This window comes from Clostridium psychrophilum (assembly GCF_018861705.1).
Classification (GTDB): domain Bacteria; phylum Bacillota; class Clostridia; order Clostridiales; family Clostridiaceae; genus Clostridium_AD; species Clostridium_AD psychrophilum.
In genome coordinates, this window is record NZ_JAHLEC010000065.1 from 1 (window position 1) to 17,634 (window position 17,634).

A 17,634-nucleotide genomic window follows, 5' to 3' on the forward strand; every position below is an offset into this window, starting at 1 on the left:
TATTTTTGCAAAACATAGTAATCCTCCTCTACGTACTGATTTTGATATTATTATATCATAATTACTACGTTTGGAAGTAATTACAAGCTTTTTGTGGGATAATCATGTTATTAATTAAAATTTATTTTTTATAACATTCCTTAAATAATATTAATTTCCTAATGTTGCCACCATAATTGCTTTTATAGTATGCATTCTGTTTTCAGCTTCATCAAATACTATTGAAGCAGAACTTTCGAATACCTCATCAGTAACCTCAACACCATTCATTCCAAATTTTTCATATATATCTTTTCCAACTTTTGTTTTTAAATTATGAAATGCTGGCAAACAATGCATAAATTTAGTATTCTTGTTTCCAGTTAAATCCATCATTTCTTTATTAACTTGATATGGCTTTAACAGATTAATTCTTTGAGCCCAAACTTCATCTGCCTCACCCATAGAAACCCAAACATCTGTATATATAACATCTGCATCTTTTACTCCCTCAGCCACTCTATCTGTGATAGTAATGTTGCCTCCTGTTTCTTTTGCAATTTCAATACATTTATTAACTAATGATTCCTCAGGAAATAATGAAGTTGGTGTAACTATTCTAAAATCCATTCCCATCTTAGCCGCTCCTATCATAAGAGCATTTGCCATGTTATTTCTTCCATCTCCTGTATAAACGAACTTAATTTGATTTAATGGTTTTGTAAAATGTTCCCTTATAGTTAGAAAGTCAGCAAGAATTTGAGTTGGGTGATCCTCAGTAGTTAATCCATTCCATACTGGAACTCCAGAATATTTTGCTAACTCCTCAACTACTTCTTGAGCATATCCTCTATATTCAATACCGTCGTACATTCTTCCTAGAACTCTCGCTGTATCTGCAATTGATTCTTTTTTACCCATTTGGCTTCCTGTTGGTCCAAGATATGTAACATGTGCCCCTTGATCAAGTGCTCCAACTTCAAATGAACATCTTGTTCTAGTTGAATCTTTCTCAAATAATAAAACTATGTTTTTACCTGTTAATGTTTGCTTTTCTGTGCCTGCATATTTAGCTCTTTTTAAATCTCTAGCTAAATCAAGAAAATAATTAATTTCTTTCGGTGAAAAGTCCATAAGTGTTAGAAAGTTTCTGTTTCTTAAATTAAACATAATAAATTCCCCTCTCAGTTCTTATTTGTTATTTTAATTATAATAATGTACCATTATCAACAAAATTTCAATACATTTCTACCATTATAACAAATCTTCTCTATTAAATGGCATAGACATACATCTTGGCCCTCCTCTGCCTCTCGATAATTCACTTGAGGGAATTTGGATTACTTTTATATTGTTTTTATCTAAAATCTCATTAGTAACATAATTTCTCTCATAAGTTATTACTTTCCCAGGGGATATAGCTAATGTATTTGATCCATCATTCCATTGTTCTCTTGCTGATATGACTTTATCTCCACCACCACAGCGCAACAAAGTAATGTCTTTTTTTAAATATTTAGAAAGTATTTTTTCTAAACTACCTGTTTCTTCTTTAGCTATTAATTCTCTATTTTTGTAGTCATAAGTTAATGCTGTAACTCTTAATGTACCTTCTATCCCTGGATGAACAGTAAATTTGTCATAGTCTATCATTGTAAATACGGTATCTAAATGCATAAATGCTCTAGTTTTAGGAATATCAAAAATTAAAATTGTTTTAAAACTTTCTCCATTTTCAAATATATTTTTAGCCATATTTATAACTGCTTCTTTATCTGTCCTTTCACTATGTCCAATTGCAATAACTTGTTTTGATAAAATTAATTCATCTCCACCTTCAATGTTATATGTATCATTTCTATCGCACCACAACTTAATACCTGAATCTTTGAGCTCTGGATGATACTTGAAAATATACTTTCCAAATATCGTTTCCCTTCTTCTAGTTTTAGTCTTCATAGAATTTAAACTTATTCCACTCCCAATACATGCAAAAGGATCACGTGTAAAATATAAATTTGGCATAGGATCCATTATAAATGGATATTCATCATAACATTCTTTGATTTCTATTTCTTTTTTCCTTATTCCTGCCATCACCTTATCTATCATTTTTATATCTGACAATGAATACAAATAATCTTTTAATGATGTTATTGTCTTAACCTCATTTATACCACATTCTGCTATGACTTCATTTAGAAATAGCTCTTTAACTTCTGGATTTTTTACTGCCTCTGCCGCTAGCTTTTCAAGGTATAATGTTTCAACACCATTTTCCTTTAATATTTTAGCAAAATTATCGTGTTCCTGCCTTGCAACTTTTAAGAATGGAATATCATCAAATAAAAGTCTTTCTAAATATTCCGGTATAAGATTTTCAATTTCTCCACCAGGTCTATGTATAAGAACAGTTTTTAAATTGCCTATTTCTGAATAAATGTTTATTTTTCTCTTATCCATATCCTCTTACCCTCCACTTAATATACGATTTTTGTACCAGACACACCCATTAATGCTTCTTTAGCTTTTGATAATGATGCTATAATCGCAGTCCTATTTTTATTATTCATTATAAACTTTTTACACGCCTCAACCTTTGGAAGCATACTGCCTGGAGCAAATTGCCCTTCATCAATATATTTATTTACTTCATCAATAGTAATTTTCACAAGTTTCTTTTGATTTGGCTTATTAAAGTTTATACATACTCTATCCACCCCTGTTAGTATTAAAAGAACATCAGCATCTAATATTTCTGCCAAAATCCCTGCAGCAAAATCTTTATCTATAACTGCTGCAACGCCCTTAACCATAGTACCTTCGCGAATAACAGGTATACCTCCACCTCCACATGATATAACAATATTGCCCTTATCTACTAATTGTCTTATTATATCCTTTTCAATAACATCAATAGGTTTGGGAGACGCAACAACCCTTCTATATCCTCTGCCAGAATCTTCTCTCATTATATAACCGTGCTCTTTTTCTAACTTTTCTGATTCCTCTTTTAAATAAAAAGATCCAATTGGTTTTGTTGGATTTTTAAAGCCTTCGTCATCTTTGTCTACTACTACCTGAGTCACTAATGTAGCTACAGTCTTATTTATACTTCTGTTTCTTAATTCTTCACCTATGGCATTTTGAAGATGATATCCAATGTATCCTTGTGAAAAAGCTCCACATACATCAAATGGAAACAATACATTTGACTCATCAAATTTTTGAGCTGCTTCAACTGATGCAACAATTTGACCAACTTGAGGGCCATTACCATGAACAATGGATATTGTATGGCCTTCTTCTATGAGATCAACTATAGATTTAGCTGTTTCCTTACAAGTCTTAAGTTGCGACTTACACGTTTTGTCTTTAGGATCTGATTGAAGTGCATTACCACCTAATGCTAATACTATTTTCATCAATAAACCCTCCACATTATCTTTTAATTTATACACTAATATAAATTCACCAATATTTTTATATTATCCTCTTATACAATTCTTGTCAACCACTGTAATTTCATAATATTTGCATATATATTCTTCCCATTTTGTACTAATTTATTAAAATTCTTTGCTAACTTAATAAACTTTTTAAAAAACTTAATATCAATTGTATAAATATATATATTTAATGAATATTCTTTATAAAAAAATAAAAAGATCTCCTTTTTAAGAGATCCTTTATTTTAATATTATATTTAGTTTTTATAATCTGCTACAATTTTTTGTACTAATTTTTTTATTGCACTAGCTTGTGATACTAATGTCATTACAACCAAAAACACCGATATTCTTTCCTCATCACTCTCCTTTAAATTCAACGAGTTAATTATTTGTTGTAATTTTGTCCTATCGCAAAACGAATTTTTCTCAAAGTTATCAATACTTTCTTTTTGCATGTCAGAAAAAATCTTATATGCATCTTCCCATGAAATAATGTCATCACTTCTATCATTAATTTCATTGAATGCTAAACTAAATACTTTTTTTATTTCTTGAGCAGTAAGAATAGGTCTCATATAACTAAGTAACACTAATTGAGCAAGATGTAATTTCGTATAACCTCTTTTCTTTCTATCCTCCGGTTTAGATATAACTCCACTTTTTATATAATTCTGCACTATATTATTAGTATAATTATCAGCATCAAACTTATCATTTAAGTAATCTACAACTTGGGATAGAAATAAATCATACTGAGGTAATTCTTCATACGTAATTATGCTATTTTCTGATAATGATTTTGATAATAAATTTATATTCTCTACACTAAATCTAGACTTATGCATCATTTATCCCCTTCCATAAATTAATAACCCAAATAAAATACTTTTCTTGTATAAATTTACAAATTTATATCTACTTATATTATAAGGTATGTATAACCTATTACAAGTTTTTTCAAAATTTTTATATTTGAACTTTTATGAATATCGTTAATAACTAGGCTTTATAAACAAGAACTAATATTTCTTATTATATTACAAATTTTTCATGTAAAATTTGATTTAATTCACACTTAATATTTCAAATAGCTAAATTTTAAACATTATAATTAAGTTATCCACAGTTTTTAACATTTAATCAACAGAAGTTGTGGATAATTCACTTTAATTTAAAAGCCTTGTTTAAAGGCTTTTACATATTAAATGTAATTTTGACAACTTTCTTATCCACACATATTATTATTCTCTGTGTATAACCTGTTAATTTTATGTGGAATAAACAGTATAAAATCACTTATCTTCCTTCAATTATCATCTTTTTCTGCTATTTACATTTTATATTATTTAGCTAAATAATTATATCAAATTAAATCCTCTAAAGTTATGTTTTCGTTTACATTTTTATTTTAATATTCTGTTATTTATTATAAGTATCTATGTATAACTATACCACTTTGCTTAATTTATTACACCAAAAATTTATACATATTTATATATATATTATATTTTGTCTATTGATTTTGTATTTTGTCTGTTGATTTTGTATTTTTTGTAAAATATAAAATCATACCTCTACCTTAATTTTAAGAAATACAAAGTTAAATCGTTGCTTTCCTTAAATATGCTCTAGATGTAAATGCCCCTCTTCTTAATCTAAGAAGAATAATTATTACTACTAATCAATATATCAGACTATCCTGAGCAAACAAACATCCATATCTTTTACTACTAAAAAAACAGGCTATTAAAAATAGCCTGTATACATTCAATATTACTTAACTCTTCTTGCAGTGAGGTAATCCCCTCTTGTTAATGCTGATATCTTAATCACATCTCCAGTACGAGGTGCATGAATATACGAGTTATTACCTACATACATACCCACATGATGTGGATTTGATTGTGTGCCAAAGAATATTAAGTCCCCTGCTTGTAACTGATCTCTGGGCACATAAGATCCTTCATTTATTTGTGTAAATGTAGTTCTGCTCAATGAAACACCGAAATGAGCATATACATATTGCATAAAACCAGAACAATCAAAATATTTAGGTCCAGCAGCTCCCCAAACATATGGCGTTCCTAAAAAATTACTAGCATAAGAAACTATTGAATTAGAGTTAGCTGGTGCTGATAAACCTCTAGATGCTGTATACTTAGGTGCATTTTCTCTTACTTTTTGGATCTGCTTCATAGTAGCAGCTACGACTGCCTGTCCATCATTAACCTTCCCAGCATATGATTGTTCTTCATTTTTAGCTTTTAAAATTAATACATCTTGCGCTTGTTTATTTTCTTTAAGTTTATTTAGTTTATTTTGATTATCAGATTTCAATGACACAAGTTTAGATTTTTGAGTTTCAAGCATAATCTTTTGTTTTTGAATTATATTTTTTTTAGTTTTTAATTCACTAATCATTTTCTTATCATATTCCATTATTCTTTTAATATTTTCAGTCCTTGAAATAAAATCTTCTATGCCTTTAGAATTCAATAAAACTTCTACATAGCTACCCACACCACTCATATAAATACTTCGCATTCTCTTATTAAATAAGTCTTCTTCTATTTTAATATTTTTCTCTGCAACTTGTATACCTTTTGTTGTTTTTCCTATTTCTTTCTCCGTTCCACCTATCTTAATATTAGCTTTATTTACTTCTGCATACATTTTCTCTATGTCTGAATCTAATTGTTCAATAGAAATTTCCATATTATCAATATTGGTTTGTGCCTTACTATATGCATCGTTTTGATTACTAAGCTTATCCGATAATGGATTTGCTAGTACAGGCATACTTATAGTAGCCACCAATCCAATTGTTACTATTAATGATAGTATTTTCTTTCGCAATGCAATTCCCCCTATAACAAAATATATGTACTTATACATTTTACTTGTTTTTATATTAAGACTTTAAAATCAATGGTTTTAGTATAACATGATTATATAAAATATCTCAATAAAAACATCGTATAAATACACTGTTAATGTTTATAGGTTAGTACTAAATATTTACAATAATCTTTCTAAAATATTCTTTAATATACTTTTATGTATTAAATATCCAGAGAGTGCTTGTATACTTCTGATTTAGGCATAATTCTATCTTTTGCAACTTTTTTTATTGCATCTTTTTTACTTATTCCTTCATCTATATATTTTAGTATATGTTCCTCTATAGTTAAAGAATCCCACTTAGCCCTCTCATCTTTTTCTATGTTTTCCTTACTCTTTCCATCAATTACTAACACATATTCACCTCTTGGTGAATTGTTTTGATAGTATACTACAGCTTCTTCTAACGTTAACCTGATTATTTCTTCATACAGTTTTGTAAGTTCTCTGCACATTGAAATCTTTCTATCACCTAAATTTTCATGTAAAAACTCTAGAGTATTTAAAAGTCTATGAGGAGACTCATAAAATATTAAAGTTTCACTCCTATCTATTAAATCACTAATGATTGGCTTTCTATCTTTATTCTCCCTAGGTAAAAATCCTCTAAATATGAATTTTGTAGTGTCAAGGCCTGAATATACAAGAGCTGTAGTAATTGCTGTTGCTCCAGGTAACACCTCAAACTCTATTTTTCGTTCTATGCATTTTAAAACTATTACACTTCCAGGATCTGATATTCCAGGAGTTCCCGCATCACTAATTATAGCTATGTTTTTGCCTTCTTTTATTTGACGTATAATGTCTTCGCTTCTTCCTTGTTCATTATACTTATGATAACTTATAAGTGGCTTTTTTATATTAAAATGATTTAAGAGTTTTATACTTTGCCTTGTATCTTCTGCAGCTATAATGTCTACATTATGTAACACTTCTAATGCTCTAAGAGTAATATCCTTTAAATTTCCTATTGGTGTTGGGACTAAGTATAATTTACCTGTCATTGCTATCATCCTTTGCTTTAGTATTTGCATTGATTCAATCTACATTAAATATTTTTTTATATGTCTGTATCTGAACTATACATATTATTGATTTCTTGAGTATACCCACCATCTTCTGTGTGGATATATAGAGGAGATTCCCATTTTAAAAATGCGCCACCATCTCTCTGTCCTTCAATTAACACAATATTGGGTGCCTTGTTTACACTAGGATGCACCATTCTTATACGTTTAGGTTCAATTCTATGTTTTCTCATAGTACACAAGATATCAGCTAATCTATCTGGCCTATGAACCATATAAATCCGTCCATTATTTTTAAGCAAAATTCTAGATGCAATTATTACATCTTCTAATGTACAACAAATCTCGTGTCTCGCTATAGCATCCTTATCGTTTAAACTTATTAAGCCTGAATTATGAAGTTTATAAGGTGGGTTAACTGTAACAATGTCTGCCTTTGGAATACTTTTAATAAGTTTTATATCTTTTAGGTCTCCATTTATAAATTTAATTTTATTTTCTAAATTATTATATTGAGCAGAGCGATTAGCCATATCTACAAATTCTTCTTGAATTTCTATACCTATTAAATCACTTGCATCTGTTTTGCCTGCTAATATGAAAGGTATTATTCCTGTGCCAGTGCATAAATCAACAACTTTAAAGTTTCTTTTTACCTTAGCAAAATTAGCAAGTAGCACTGCATCTACACCAAACCTAAAGGCATGTTTTTTTTGAATAACATGAATACCCTTTAATTGAAGATCATCTAAAGTTTCATCTTTTCTTAAAAACTCCATTATGCATCTCCTTTCCATAGAATTTTCCTTCAATGTATACCTACAACAAAAGAAGTATACCTCATATATTATTGCTAAATCAAGAGAAAATGTAATTTGTTATAAAACTACTATTAGTGACTATAGTTGAATATATATATTATTATATAATAATCGAATTTAATGAGGTTAAAAATGCAATTAATATTGTTTCCTTTTAAAAGTATAGTTTTCAATAAAAACTCAGTGTTATTAGATGCATCTTTCTTGCTCAGTTTAATATATGACGATGACATCAAGCATAGTGATTGTTTATCTTGTTTAAAACAACTTTCTGAGGGAAGTTGTGTATTTTACACTACTAGTATCATATCAGCTGAAGTTTTAAATAAAATACTATATAAACTATTTATTAGTGATATTCAATGTAAAATAAGCAATGAAACTCCTTATAATTCATTAAATAACATTAGAGCTATAACTAATAGCTTTAGCCGTCATGATACAAAAATATTAAAAGAAAAGAAGAAAGACAGACTCATTCACATTCCATACAAACGTTATTTTGATAATATCTCTAAAAATTCTATGAAAAGAGATTTACTAAACATATATTATAATAAATCTGTAGAGATAATCTCAGAATTAGAAAAAATTATAAATATAAAATATCTTAACATTTCTGAAGAGTGTATACTTTTAGTTAAAACCTTTATGTGTGAAAGCTTATTGTCCGTTAATGATGCTTTCCATATTGCTACAGCTGAACACAATAATATAGATTATTTATTGACCTTAGATGGTGATTTTATTTATGCTGAGAATAGTAAAATGAAGATACTTAAAATTTAAAATAACGTTGTTTTAATTTCACTTTAAAAAAAGTGTATTTTTGATTATCTCAAAATACACTTTTTTTAATTACTATTTTGGAATGTTGATAAGTGTTCCATCTTTTATAGAGTTTTCATTTGTAATTTTATTTGATTCCTTTAACATTTTTATTGCTTGTTTTACATTATAAGAAGGCATCTTGCTTTTAGCAATTGAATATAATGTATCCTGCTTTTTAACATTGTATTTATTAGAACTAACATTTGTAGCTACCGTACTAACTTTTGCATCTACAGTAGTAGCTGCCTTATTTGATGTTTTAATTGATAATTCATAAGGGATTACTATCTTTTGACCTACTGCAATCTTATACGAATCATTCATATTATTTCTGTTTTTAATAAATTCTACAACCTTGCCTTCATTATAACCAGGCATGTGTGTTTTTACTATACTAAACACTGTATCATTTGCTTTAACAGTATATATACCGATATTAGTTTTATCATTTGTATAAGCAGCATCCATTTCATTAACGCTCTTAACCTTTGTATTTTCATTACTATTAGGTATGGCATTATCACCTTGTGCTATACTGTCATTAGATGATGTACTATTAGAAACATTTTGTTGTCCCCCAATAAATCTAACTGCAAAAAACACTCCTAAGATTACTACAGCAATTGTAGATATACTAATTATTCCTTTTTTTAAATCCATATTTAAAACCCCTTCCATATTTTAAAATTAATTGTTTATATTTGAATTATCGACATAAAATAAAGATTTCATACAAGTAATACAGTTTTCTATTACTATGGTTTATATATTACATTTTCTTTGATTTATATGAATTTGACCACTAAAAATTAGGCTGCTAACTTTTGCTTATAAGTTAACAGCCTTTTCATATTAGTATTTAATAGTTTATAATTTTTATCTTTTTTCTATTTGTATTTTTACTTCTTCACCTGTCATTCCATTTGCATCAATGATTGGAACACTTGATATAGTTTCATCTACTCCCATAACATTTTGATTTCCACCTGTAACAACAACTGCATCGTACTTATTTAAAAAATTACCTGCATTCTTTTTTCTATTATCAAATTCTTTTACTATATATCCTTCTTCTGATAAATAGTCTTTAATTGGATTTAGCCCCATTTGAACTGCTATTTTCTTCATATTTATCTCCTCCTTTTATAGATATTATCTCCTATTTTAAAATGTATATTCAATTGAAATCATTTACGATTTATTAATCCATATAAAATAAAAGGATCAGAGAAAATTTCTCTCCGATCCTTTTATTTTACTGAGTATCCTGCATCTTCAATTAATTCAATTAAATTATCTAATGAAATAAAATAATTATCATATATAATTTCTATCTCTCTATCTTCACTATTTATTCGGCAAGCAATTACTCCTTGATTATTTGATATTGCAAAATTAATATTGCTGATATCCTCTGAAGTAATCATATTGAATACTTTTATAGCTGACTTCATGTTTGCCCCCTATTTGTCCTTAAATAGTTCCTTTATTATATATGGATTCTCAGGATTGTCAGATTTCTCATCAAGTTTTGTTTTAACCTGTTCTACATTTACAGCATCTTCATATCTCCCAGTAATTAATGTTAAGTCTTCTATTTTAACCTCTACAATTTCTTCATCACTACCGTTCAATTTCATCTTAATTTTAACAGATTCTTTTACAACACTATTCCCAATAACTTCAGCTCTCCCATAAGGTGTATCTACTACAGATCCTACTGTTGGTAAAGTTCTTCTTATTTTTTCATAGGTATCTTGCTCATAGTTTAAACAACACATGAGTCTTCCACAAATACCGGATATTTTTGTAGGATTTAGTGATAAATTTTGTTCTTTTGCCATTTTTATAGAGACTGGTGCAAATTCTCCTAAAAAAGTTGAGCAACACATAGGTCTGCCACATGGTCCAAGCCCACCTACCATTTTTGCTTCATCCCTAACACCTATTTGCCTAAGTTCTATTCTGGTTCTAAATACTGCTGCTAAATCCTTTACTAACTCACGGAAATCCACTCTTCCATCGGCTGTAAAGTAAAATATAACTTTATTATTATCAAAAGTATACTCTACATCTATAAGTTTCATATCAAGTTCATGTTTATGTATCTTCTCTAAGCATACCTCATATGCTTCTTTCTCTTTCCTTTTGTTTTCACAATCTTTTTCTGCATCTCCATCTGTTGCCTTTCTAATAACACTTTTTAGAGGCGAAACTATATCATCTTCCTTAATTTCTTTTATTCCAATAACACATTCTCCAAATTCTATACCTCTTACTGTTTCAACAATAACTTTATTCCCTTTTTGGATATCTATATCATTAGGACTGAAATAATAAATTTTGCCAGCCTTTTTAAAACGTACTCCTATTACTGTAACCATATTAAACCTCCTGCATTTTAAATAGCATTAATTCAAACGCTAACCCTGGGTTAACATTTCTAACTAAATTTTCTCTTGTATAATTTATTATATCTATGATACCATTTAATTTGTTAAATGAGAATATATTAGCTAGTTCCTTTATACTTGGTAACTTATCTATGTTAATAATTAAATTTTCTTCTTCAATTTCTTTATATATTATAGTATCCCTAATATACGAAAGAAATGTAGTTAATATTTCTTCAAATTTTTCCTTTTGATTGGATAACTTTTTTTCATACTTAATTATTTCTTCAGTTTTTACTTTGTTAAGATTAAGTAATATTTCCAAGGTAATATCTCTAATATCTTTAAAATTACTATCTTCAATAAATTTTTCAGCTTTTCCAGGAATTCCATCACTAAAAGCTACAATAACTTTTATTTCATCTAAAGATAACTCAGAATAATTTATATTTAAGAATTCTTTCATTTCATCTGCTTTTAAACTCTTTAGTTTATGAATTTGACATCTTGATTTTATTGTATCCAATATAACTTCAAGATTTTCACATAACAACAGTATAGTAACATTTTTAGGTGGCTCCTCAATTGTTTTTAAAAAAGCATTTTGAGCCTGCACAGTCATTTTATGAGCATCGTAAATAATAATTACCTTTTTATCACCCTCAAAGGGTTTCTTATTAATTTCTTCTATTAATGTTCTTATGGAACTTACACCTATTGTGCTTTTATTTTTTTCTATTCGCCATTCTACTAAATCAACATATTGCCTATCCTCAGTTTTCCCCAAAATCTTTAATCCTATATTCCGAGCTAATATGCTTTTTCCTATCCCATCTTCTCCAACTAAAAGATGAGCATGTGATAACTTATCTGATTTTATAGCTTTACTTATTTGATTCTTTATACTATTATGACCTATAATACTTTCAAAACTCATTTTAGTCCTCCATGAATAGAAGCAAGTATAGATTTATATATACTTGCTTCTACTTAGTTACACCTTTATATATTTATCTACATCGACTACAAATACGTTAGCCCCACCTACATCTACTTCAATAGGAAATGGCATATAAACTCCGGTAGATCCAGCTACAGGTGATGGTGATGATATTATTTGCTTTCTTTCCTTACATACTTCTTCGATAATAGCTAATACTTCATCAACCTTTTCCTTCTCTACACCTATCAATAATGTTGTATTTCCTGATTTTAAAAAGCCTCCAGTAGTAGCTAGTTTCGTAACCCTAAAACCCCTATCTGTTATTACTTCAATTAAATCATTGGCATCATCATCTTGCACTATTCCAATAACTAATTTCATTTAACCCCATCCTTTCTATAATATTATTTTTTTAATCATATTTATTATATCTCTATGAACTTCATCAATATTTCTATTACCATCTATAACTTCTATTTTATCATATTTTCTGCATATATCCATGTAACCATTAAAAACTTTTTTGTGAAATTCATTACCACTGTTTTCCATACGGTCCAAAGTCTTTTGCATTTTCTTCCTTTTTAATCCCTCTTCATATGGAATAGTAATCATAAAAATCAAATCAGCTTCAAGTCCATCGAGTGCTGCTTCATTAATACTCTTTATTCTTTCTGTACCAAGACCACGTCCAATTCCCTGATACACCATTGACGAATAGACAAAACGATCACATATAACTATTTTACCCTGGCTTAATGCTGGTTTTATAATATCATTAACTAATTGTGCCCTTGAAGCGGCGTAAAGTAATGCCTCGCACATATAACTCATATTACAATTAGCATTATCCAATATTATATTTCTTATTTTTTCACTTATTTCTGTGCCACCAGGTTCTCTAGTTCTTACTACCTCATATCCTAATTCTTTCAGATACTTTTCTAGCAATTGTATCTGAGTAGTTTTACCCGAGCCATCTGGACCTTCTAATGCTATTAGCCAACCTCTTTTCATTTAATTCCCTCCATCAATATGTACTTATTGATGTAACAACATAATTTCTATCTACTTTTCTACTGTTGCTACTTTCCCATTATTAATCCCAAGCACTGTTACATTGCATTGTACGTAGTATTCTATTACAGCTATAGTTTTCTTACTTAATCTTTCTCCAGGCACTACAATAGGTATACCTGGTGGATATGGGACTATTTCTACTGCACTTATTTTATTTTCTGAATCTTTTAATTGTAAAGTAGTCTTTTTTCTATCCATTACTTCATATGGAAACATAGTTGATATTGGTATATCATACTTCATCAAACTTATGTACTTATCTTTTAAATCGTTCATATCACAGTTTTTTAAAACTATATATAAATTTTGAAAATCTTCCTGTGTATTAAAAGGTGAAAATATTAGAATTACATTTCTACTGTCACTCATTTCAGCTTGAATTTTGTTTACTCTTAAGTATTTTAATAACTTATGACCACTATACCCTTTAGGCACATTTAATATATACCTAGTTAAATCAATAGTGTAATTATTACTCCCATGAGAGTAATTCAACGTTGCATCCTGTAAATCTTTTTCTCCTATAATATAAAATTTTCCTAAGCTATTAATTTTTTCTCTATATAATACACATAACTTAATTAACTCTCCATAATCACTCTCACCATATTCTTGAATATAATATCTTGCATAATCCATAGAACACAAAAGCATATATGATGGACTAGTACTTAGGAATGCACTTACATAAAAATCTACCTTACTAATATTTACTCCTTTACCTACATGTAAAAAAGCTGTTTGTGTTAAGCTAGGTAGTGTTTTATGAGCACTCATAACTACCATATTCGCACCCATCTTCAATGGATTTTCAGGTAATAATTTATTAGCACCAAAGTGAGCACCATGAGCAGAATCTACTAATACCTTAATATTATATTTTTTAGCTACTTCAATAACATACGGTAAATCAAAACATATACCATAGTAGCTAGGATATGTTACAACAATTCCCTTAGCATCTTTATTTTCATTAACTAAATTAAGAAAATGCCCCTTATCTAAAGGAAGAGGAGCATCATATTTGGAATGAGTTTTATTTTTAATATATACTGGCTTTAATTTTCTCATAATAATACCATTAAATATTGAACGATGACAATTTCTCTCTACAATAATTTTATCTCCCTCATTAAAGGATGAAAAAATCATTGCTAAATTCCCACTAGTGCTACCATTCACTAGAAAATAAGATTTTATACTTCCATAATAATCACTCAATAGTTGTTGAGATTCTTTTATAATTCCTTCCGAATGATGAAGATTATCTAGTCCATCAACCTCTGTAATATCTCCCTTGATAAAATTATTATAAAGCTCTCTGCCTTTCCCAGTTTTTAAAAAACCGAGCCCGCCTTTATGCCCTGGCATACAAAAGGAGATGTTTTTTTCTCTTATATATTTTAACACTCCATCTACAAGTGGTAATCTTGACAATCCTTAGTCACTCCTCTTGGTATAAACTGTACTAACGTCTTTCTTATACAGTTCTTATAATATTCATAGAAATCTGTATTAGTCTTTGACTTTGTAATCCTTACTTCACAATTATTACAAATTCCTACTCCATTTATTATTATACCATCATTTAGAGGCTTTCTACATATAATACATTTTTCTTTTTTCATATTTTCCCCCTTAATCTTACTAACTCAAATCGTCACCATTGGTGCCGTTAAACTACCTAAAGTATAGCCTCTTATACTATATCTTATTCAACTTGCTACGTTTTCTTATTTTGTCCACCTAATAATTTAAAATATATTTAACTACATTTTATAACATAACTAGCTTTGAATTTTTATTATTAGACTTTCTATAATTTTATTTGTTAGTATCAATATATTTATATAACATTGGTTATACTAACTATATTAATAATCGTGTTAACTTTGAAAGGAGAACAGTATATGAAACAAGAAATTATAAGTTATATAAGCAACATAAAAGAAGATATATATAATCTATCAAACTACCTTTATACAAATCCAGAATCGAATTATAACGAATTTAAAGGTTATTCTTACATAATAGATATGTTAAAATTTCACGATTTTGAAGTTCAAGAAAATTATTGCGATATTCCTACTTCATTTTATGCTAGTTATGGGAATGGTCACCCTAAAATATGTTATATATGCAAATATACAGCGACAGAGAATAAAGGTCATATTTTTGGTAATAATGCAAACGCAAGCATTGCTATTGGTGCAGCACTCGGCTTATCTAAGGTAATATCTAAAAGTGGTGGAAGTGTAATTATATTAGGATGCCCAGGAGAATACTCTAATGGGTCAGAGTTAACTTTAACTAAAGAAAAATGTTTTGAAGATATGGATATTGTTATTGCCCCTCATTGTGATATAAGCAATGCTGAAAGTGGAACCTCTATGGCTACGATTCCAATTAAAATAAAGTATCACCAAACCATCTATAATAACAGTAATAATATTAGATTCACATCTTTAGATACTCATTTGCTTATACTTAATGCATTAAACCAATTTGTAAAAGGATTAGACAGCAGTTGCAATATCGACACACTGTCTATACAAAATGCATCAACATACAATAACTCACCTTGGGATTCAGAAACTAAGTTTTATTTAAGAACTACTAACTTAACAGAAGCTAATGCAATCAAAAATATTATTGTAGCATTTATTCAGTCAATGTCTCAATCAATCAATATAACTGAAGATATATCTATGTTCGAATTGCCTTCACAAGAACTTTTATCTAATAAAACATTATCAAGAATATTTACACATAATTTAAAAGAATGCGGTATTATTAATATTGCTTCTTGTAAAAACAGTATATATGGTTTGGGCATCGGATCTATAAGTCATACTACTCCTTGTATATATCCATCTATATCTATTACAGAAAATCATTTAATAAGTTGTCCATCTCCCGCGTTCTCTCTTGAAACTCAAACAGAATTTTGTAAAATTAATATAATAAAAGCTGCAGAGGCTCTTGCCATAACAGGGCTCGACATTATTGAGAAACAAGATTTATTAAAAGAGATTACACTCGAATTAAAATAACATAAAACATTTCTACAATAAGAAAGAAGTATAATTTAAATAAAATTATACTTCTTTCTTATATACAGATTATTATTCCTTTATAATGATTTTTCTTTTAATATTCTAATTTTCTTTATAAAACCTTCACTAGGTTCAAAATAAAACTTTTTCATTTTATCTTCTACTTTATATACACAACAAAATTTACTCGCAAAAAATGTAGAACACATATACTTTTTACCACTAGCAATATGTACATCTGAACTATAGTTGCAATATTTGCCAATATATTTTATATTCTTTAATTTAATATCTTCTAATATTGTAGTTTCCTCACCTTTTATTTTATGGATAATAAATTGATCAGCTACAATTGAATATTTATATTTGATTTTACATTTTGAAAACTCTATGTAACAAAGTGCAATCATTAATGTATTGAAAAACATAGTTACCACTGTTTTAATGTTTATACTACCTACACTTAGCTTCGGCAATATGTCTGATAGACATATTAGTGTAATTAATGTAATAAACAACAATATTACAACTGGGAACTTTTTTCTTTGAACCATTTCTTTATACATAATAACCAGACCCCCTAAAATTAACTAAAAGGCTAAGCAAAAATAATTTTGTGCCTAACATATGTGATTATACTAGCATTTAATATATTAATCTACTTACACTAAGTTCTCTATCATGTAAATATAGCGATATATCCTCATATGGCACGCTTATATGAGGATATATGCATCAATATATGTTTTTCTAGGTTTGTCCTAATATTACTAATTATAATTAAGTGTTATGTATATTATATTTTGTTAAATAAAAATCCATACTAATTTTATAACTAAAACAAAAAAAGTACTTTGTATATATATACAAAGTACTTTGGAGGCGCCACCCGGATTTGAACCGGGGAATAAAGGTTTTGCAGACCTTGACCTTACCGCTTGGCTATAGCGCCATAACTTGGTGGCTAGACCTGGAATCGAACCAGGGACACGAGGATTTTCAGTCCTCTGCTCTACCGACTGAGCTATTTAGCCACATTACCTGGCGACAACCTACTCTTCCACAAAGTTACCCCTGCAGTACCATCGGCGCATTGAAGCTTAACCTTCGTGTTCGGTATGGGAACGGGTGTTACCTTCAGGCCATAATC

At 28.7% G+C, this 17,634-nt stretch carries 19 protein-coding genes, 2 tRNA genes and 1 rRNA gene; 2 read left to right on the forward strand and 20 right to left on the reverse strand.

The annotated features are described in order from the left end of the window. Positions 1 to 150: 150 nt before the first annotated feature. The 7 genes from argF to KPL38_RS12860 form a co-directional block, all read right to left on the reverse strand. Positions 151 to 1,149, reverse strand: coding sequence for an ornithine carbamoyltransferase (gene argF / locus KPL38_RS12830; RefSeq protein WP_216289530.1), 999 nt, complete (start codon positions 1,147 to 1,149; stop codon positions 151 to 153). 84 nt (positions 1,150 to 1,233) lie between these two features. Further along, positions 1,234 to 2,442 carry an arginine deiminase gene (arcA, locus tag KPL38_RS12835; protein WP_216289531.1) on the reverse strand — a complete coding sequence of 403 codons (1,209 nt, stop codon included), beginning with the start codon at positions 2,440 to 2,442 and terminating at the stop codon, positions 1,234 to 1,236. A gap of 17 nt (positions 2,443 to 2,459) precedes the next feature. Next, the gene (gene arcC / locus KPL38_RS12840; protein ID WP_216289532.1) at positions 2,460 to 3,404 is read right to left on the reverse strand and encodes a carbamate kinase; all 945 of its coding nucleotides are present in this window, start codon (positions 3,402 to 3,404) and stop codon (positions 2,460 to 2,462) included. 281 nt (positions 3,405 to 3,685) lie between these two features. Beyond that, positions 3,686 to 4,276 carry a DUF1836 domain-containing protein gene (locus KPL38_RS12845; RefSeq protein ID WP_216289533.1) on the reverse strand — a complete coding sequence of 197 codons (591 nt, stop codon included), beginning with the start codon at positions 4,274 to 4,276 and terminating at the stop codon, positions 3,686 to 3,688. Between the two features lie 928 nt (positions 4,277 to 5,204). Further along, positions 5,205 to 6,287 (reverse strand): C40 family peptidase, encoded by a 1,083-nt coding sequence (locus tag KPL38_RS12850; protein WP_216289534.1) that lies wholly within the window; start codon positions 6,285 to 6,287, stop codon positions 5,205 to 5,207. A 206-nt stretch (positions 6,288 to 6,493) separates the two neighbouring features. Beyond that, the gene (gene rsmI, locus KPL38_RS12855; protein WP_216289535.1) at positions 6,494 to 7,336 is read right to left on the reverse strand and encodes a 16S rRNA (cytidine(1402)-2'-O)-methyltransferase; all 843 of its coding nucleotides are present in this window, start codon (positions 7,334 to 7,336) and stop codon (positions 6,494 to 6,496) included. A 56-nt stretch (positions 7,337 to 7,392) separates the two neighbouring features. Beyond that, positions 7,393 to 8,139: a tRNA1(Val) (adenine(37)-N6)-methyltransferase gene (locus tag KPL38_RS12860; RefSeq protein WP_216289536.1), complete on the reverse strand. Its 747-nt coding sequence runs from the start codon at positions 8,137 to 8,139 to the stop codon at positions 7,393 to 7,395. A gap of 174 nt (positions 8,140 to 8,313) precedes the next feature. On the opposite strand from KPL38_RS12860, the gene KPL38_RS12865 reads away from it, so the two are divergent. Then, entirely contained in the window at positions 8,314 to 8,970 is a 657-nt protein-coding gene (locus KPL38_RS12865) for a PIN domain-containing protein (protein WP_216289537.1), read from the forward strand. A 72-nt stretch (positions 8,971 to 9,042) separates the two neighbouring features. Here KPL38_RS12865 and KPL38_RS12870 read toward each other — a convergent pair whose 3' ends face one another. From KPL38_RS12870 to KPL38_RS12910, 9 genes are all read right to left on the reverse strand, one after another. Beyond that, positions 9,043 to 9,672, reverse strand: a complete 630-nt coding sequence (locus KPL38_RS12870) for a muramidase family protein (RefSeq protein ID WP_216289538.1) — start codon at positions 9,670 to 9,672, stop codon at positions 9,043 to 9,045. 216 nt (positions 9,673 to 9,888) lie between these two features. After that, a complete protein-coding gene (locus KPL38_RS12875) occupies positions 9,889 to 10,140 on the reverse strand; it encodes a YkuS family protein (RefSeq protein WP_216289539.1) in 252 nt (83 codons plus the stop codon). 122 nt (positions 10,141 to 10,262) lie between these two features. Beyond that, positions 10,263 to 10,466, reverse strand: coding sequence for a heavy-metal-associated domain-containing protein (locus KPL38_RS12880; protein ID WP_216289540.1), 204 nt, complete (start codon positions 10,464 to 10,466; stop codon positions 10,263 to 10,265). Positions 10,467 to 10,475: 9 nt separating this feature from the next. After that, positions 10,476 to 11,396 (reverse strand): PSP1 domain-containing protein, encoded by a 921-nt coding sequence (locus KPL38_RS12885; RefSeq protein ID WP_216289541.1) that lies wholly within the window; start codon positions 11,394 to 11,396, stop codon positions 10,476 to 10,478. 1 nt (position 11,397) lies between these two features. Beyond that, positions 11,398 to 12,342, reverse strand: coding sequence for a DNA polymerase III subunit delta' (locus KPL38_RS12890; protein ID WP_216289542.1), 945 nt, complete (start codon positions 12,340 to 12,342; stop codon positions 11,398 to 11,400). 57 nt (positions 12,343 to 12,399) lie between these two features. Beyond that, complete coding sequence (darA, locus tag KPL38_RS12895) at positions 12,400 to 12,729, reverse strand: cyclic di-AMP receptor DarA (protein ID WP_216289543.1); 330 nt, start codon at positions 12,727 to 12,729, stop codon at positions 12,400 to 12,402. Positions 12,730 to 12,744: 15 nt separating this feature from the next. Further along, entirely contained in the window at positions 12,745 to 13,365 is a 621-nt protein-coding gene (gene tmk, locus KPL38_RS12900; protein ID WP_216289545.1) for a dTMP kinase, read from the reverse strand. 51 nt (positions 13,366 to 13,416) lie between these two features. Next, on the reverse strand, positions 13,417 to 14,865 hold the full coding sequence (locus KPL38_RS12905; protein ID WP_216289546.1) for an aminotransferase class I/II-fold pyridoxal phosphate-dependent enzyme: 1,449 nt from the start codon (positions 14,863 to 14,865) through the stop codon (positions 13,417 to 13,419). Continuing rightward, positions 14,844 to 15,056 (reverse strand): sigma factor G inhibitor Gin, encoded by a 213-nt coding sequence (locus tag KPL38_RS12910; RefSeq protein ID WP_216289547.1) that lies wholly within the window; start codon positions 15,054 to 15,056, stop codon positions 14,844 to 14,846. The genes KPL38_RS12905 and KPL38_RS12910 overlap by 22 nt, the downstream gene beginning before the upstream one ends. A 282-nt stretch (positions 15,057 to 15,338) precedes the next feature. Here KPL38_RS12910 and KPL38_RS12915 point away from each other — a divergent pair, with 282 nt between their 5' ends. Then, positions 15,339 to 16,481 carry a zinc-binding metallopeptidase family protein gene (locus KPL38_RS12915; RefSeq protein ID WP_216289548.1) on the forward strand — a complete coding sequence of 381 codons (1,143 nt, stop codon included), beginning with the start codon at positions 15,339 to 15,341 and terminating at the stop codon, positions 16,479 to 16,481. 80 nt (positions 16,482 to 16,561) lie between these two features. Here the strand turns inward: KPL38_RS12915 and KPL38_RS12920 are convergent, their stop codons facing one another. The 4 genes from KPL38_RS12920 to rrf form a co-directional block, all read right to left on the reverse strand. Further along, entirely contained in the window at positions 16,562 to 17,050 is a 489-nt protein-coding gene (locus tag KPL38_RS12920) for a DUF6106 family protein (RefSeq protein WP_216289549.1), read from the reverse strand. A gap of 311 nt (positions 17,051 to 17,361) precedes the next feature. Beyond that, positions 17,362 to 17,436, reverse strand: a tRNA-Cys gene (locus tag KPL38_RS12925). A 6-nt stretch (positions 17,437 to 17,442) separates the two neighbouring features. Then, positions 17,443 to 17,518 (reverse strand) — tRNA-Phe (locus KPL38_RS12930). Positions 17,519 to 17,523: 5 nt separating this feature from the next. After that, positions 17,524 to 17,634, reverse strand: a 5S ribosomal RNA gene (gene rrf, locus KPL38_RS12935); the annotation flags it as partial.

Excerpts from the sequence above, each read along its gene's own strand:
- darA (WP_216289543.1), bottom strand. The coding sequence starts at position 12,729 with ATGAAATTAGTTATTGGAATAGTGCAAGATGATGATGCCAATGATTTA.
- KPL38_RS12890 (WP_216289542.1), bottom strand. The coding sequence starts at position 12,342 with ATGAGTTTTGAAAGTATTATAGGTCATAATAGTATAAAGAATCAAATA.
- KPL38_RS12880 (WP_216289540.1), bottom strand. The coding sequence starts at position 10,466 with ATGAAGTCAGCTATAAAAGTATTCAATATGATTACTTCAGAGGATATC.
- argF (WP_216289530.1), bottom strand. The coding sequence starts at position 1,149 with ATGTTTAATTTAAGAAACAGAAACTTTCTAACACTTATGGACTTTTCA.
- KPL38_RS12860 (WP_216289536.1), bottom strand. The coding sequence starts at position 8,139 with ATGGAGTTTTTAAGAAAAGATGAAACTTTAGATGATCTTCAATTAAAG.
- KPL38_RS12845 (WP_216289533.1), bottom strand. The coding sequence starts at position 4,276 with ATGCATAAGTCTAGATTTAGTGTAGAGAATATAAATTTATTATCAAAA.
- arcC (WP_216289532.1), bottom strand. The coding sequence starts at position 3,404 with ATGAAAATAGTATTAGCATTAGGTGGTAATGCACTTCAATCAGATCCT.
- arcA (WP_216289531.1), bottom strand. The coding sequence starts at position 2,442 with ATGGATAAGAGAAAAATAAACATTTATTCAGAAATAGGCAATTTAAAA.
- KPL38_RS12910 (WP_216289547.1), bottom strand. The coding sequence starts at position 15,056 with ATGAAAAAAGAAAAATGTATTATATGTAGAAAGCCTCTAAATGATGGT.
- KPL38_RS12875 (WP_216289539.1), bottom strand. The coding sequence starts at position 10,140 with ATGAAGAAAATAGCAGTTCAAATGGGGCTAAATCCAATTAAAGACTAT.
- KPL38_RS12885 (WP_216289541.1), bottom strand. The coding sequence starts at position 11,396 with ATGGTTACAGTAATAGGAGTACGTTTTAAAAAGGCTGGCAAAATTTAT.
- rsmI (WP_216289535.1), bottom strand. The coding sequence starts at position 7,336 with ATGACAGGTAAATTATACTTAGTCCCAACACCAATAGGAAATTTAAAG.
- KPL38_RS12915 (WP_216289548.1), top strand. The coding sequence starts at position 15,339 with ATGAAACAAGAAATTATAAGTTATATAAGCAACATAAAAGAAGATATA.
- KPL38_RS12865 (WP_216289537.1), top strand. The coding sequence starts at position 8,314 with ATGCAATTAATATTGTTTCCTTTTAAAAGTATAGTTTTCAATAAAAAC.
- KPL38_RS12920 (WP_216289549.1), bottom strand. The coding sequence starts at position 17,050 with ATGTATAAAGAAATGGTTCAAAGAAAAAAGTTCCCAGTTGTAATATTG.
- KPL38_RS12870 (WP_216289538.1), bottom strand. The coding sequence starts at position 9,672 with ATGGATTTAAAAAAAGGAATAATTAGTATATCTACAATTGCTGTAGTA.
- tmk (WP_216289545.1), bottom strand. The coding sequence starts at position 13,365 with ATGAAAAGAGGTTGGCTAATAGCATTAGAAGGTCCAGATGGCTCGGGT.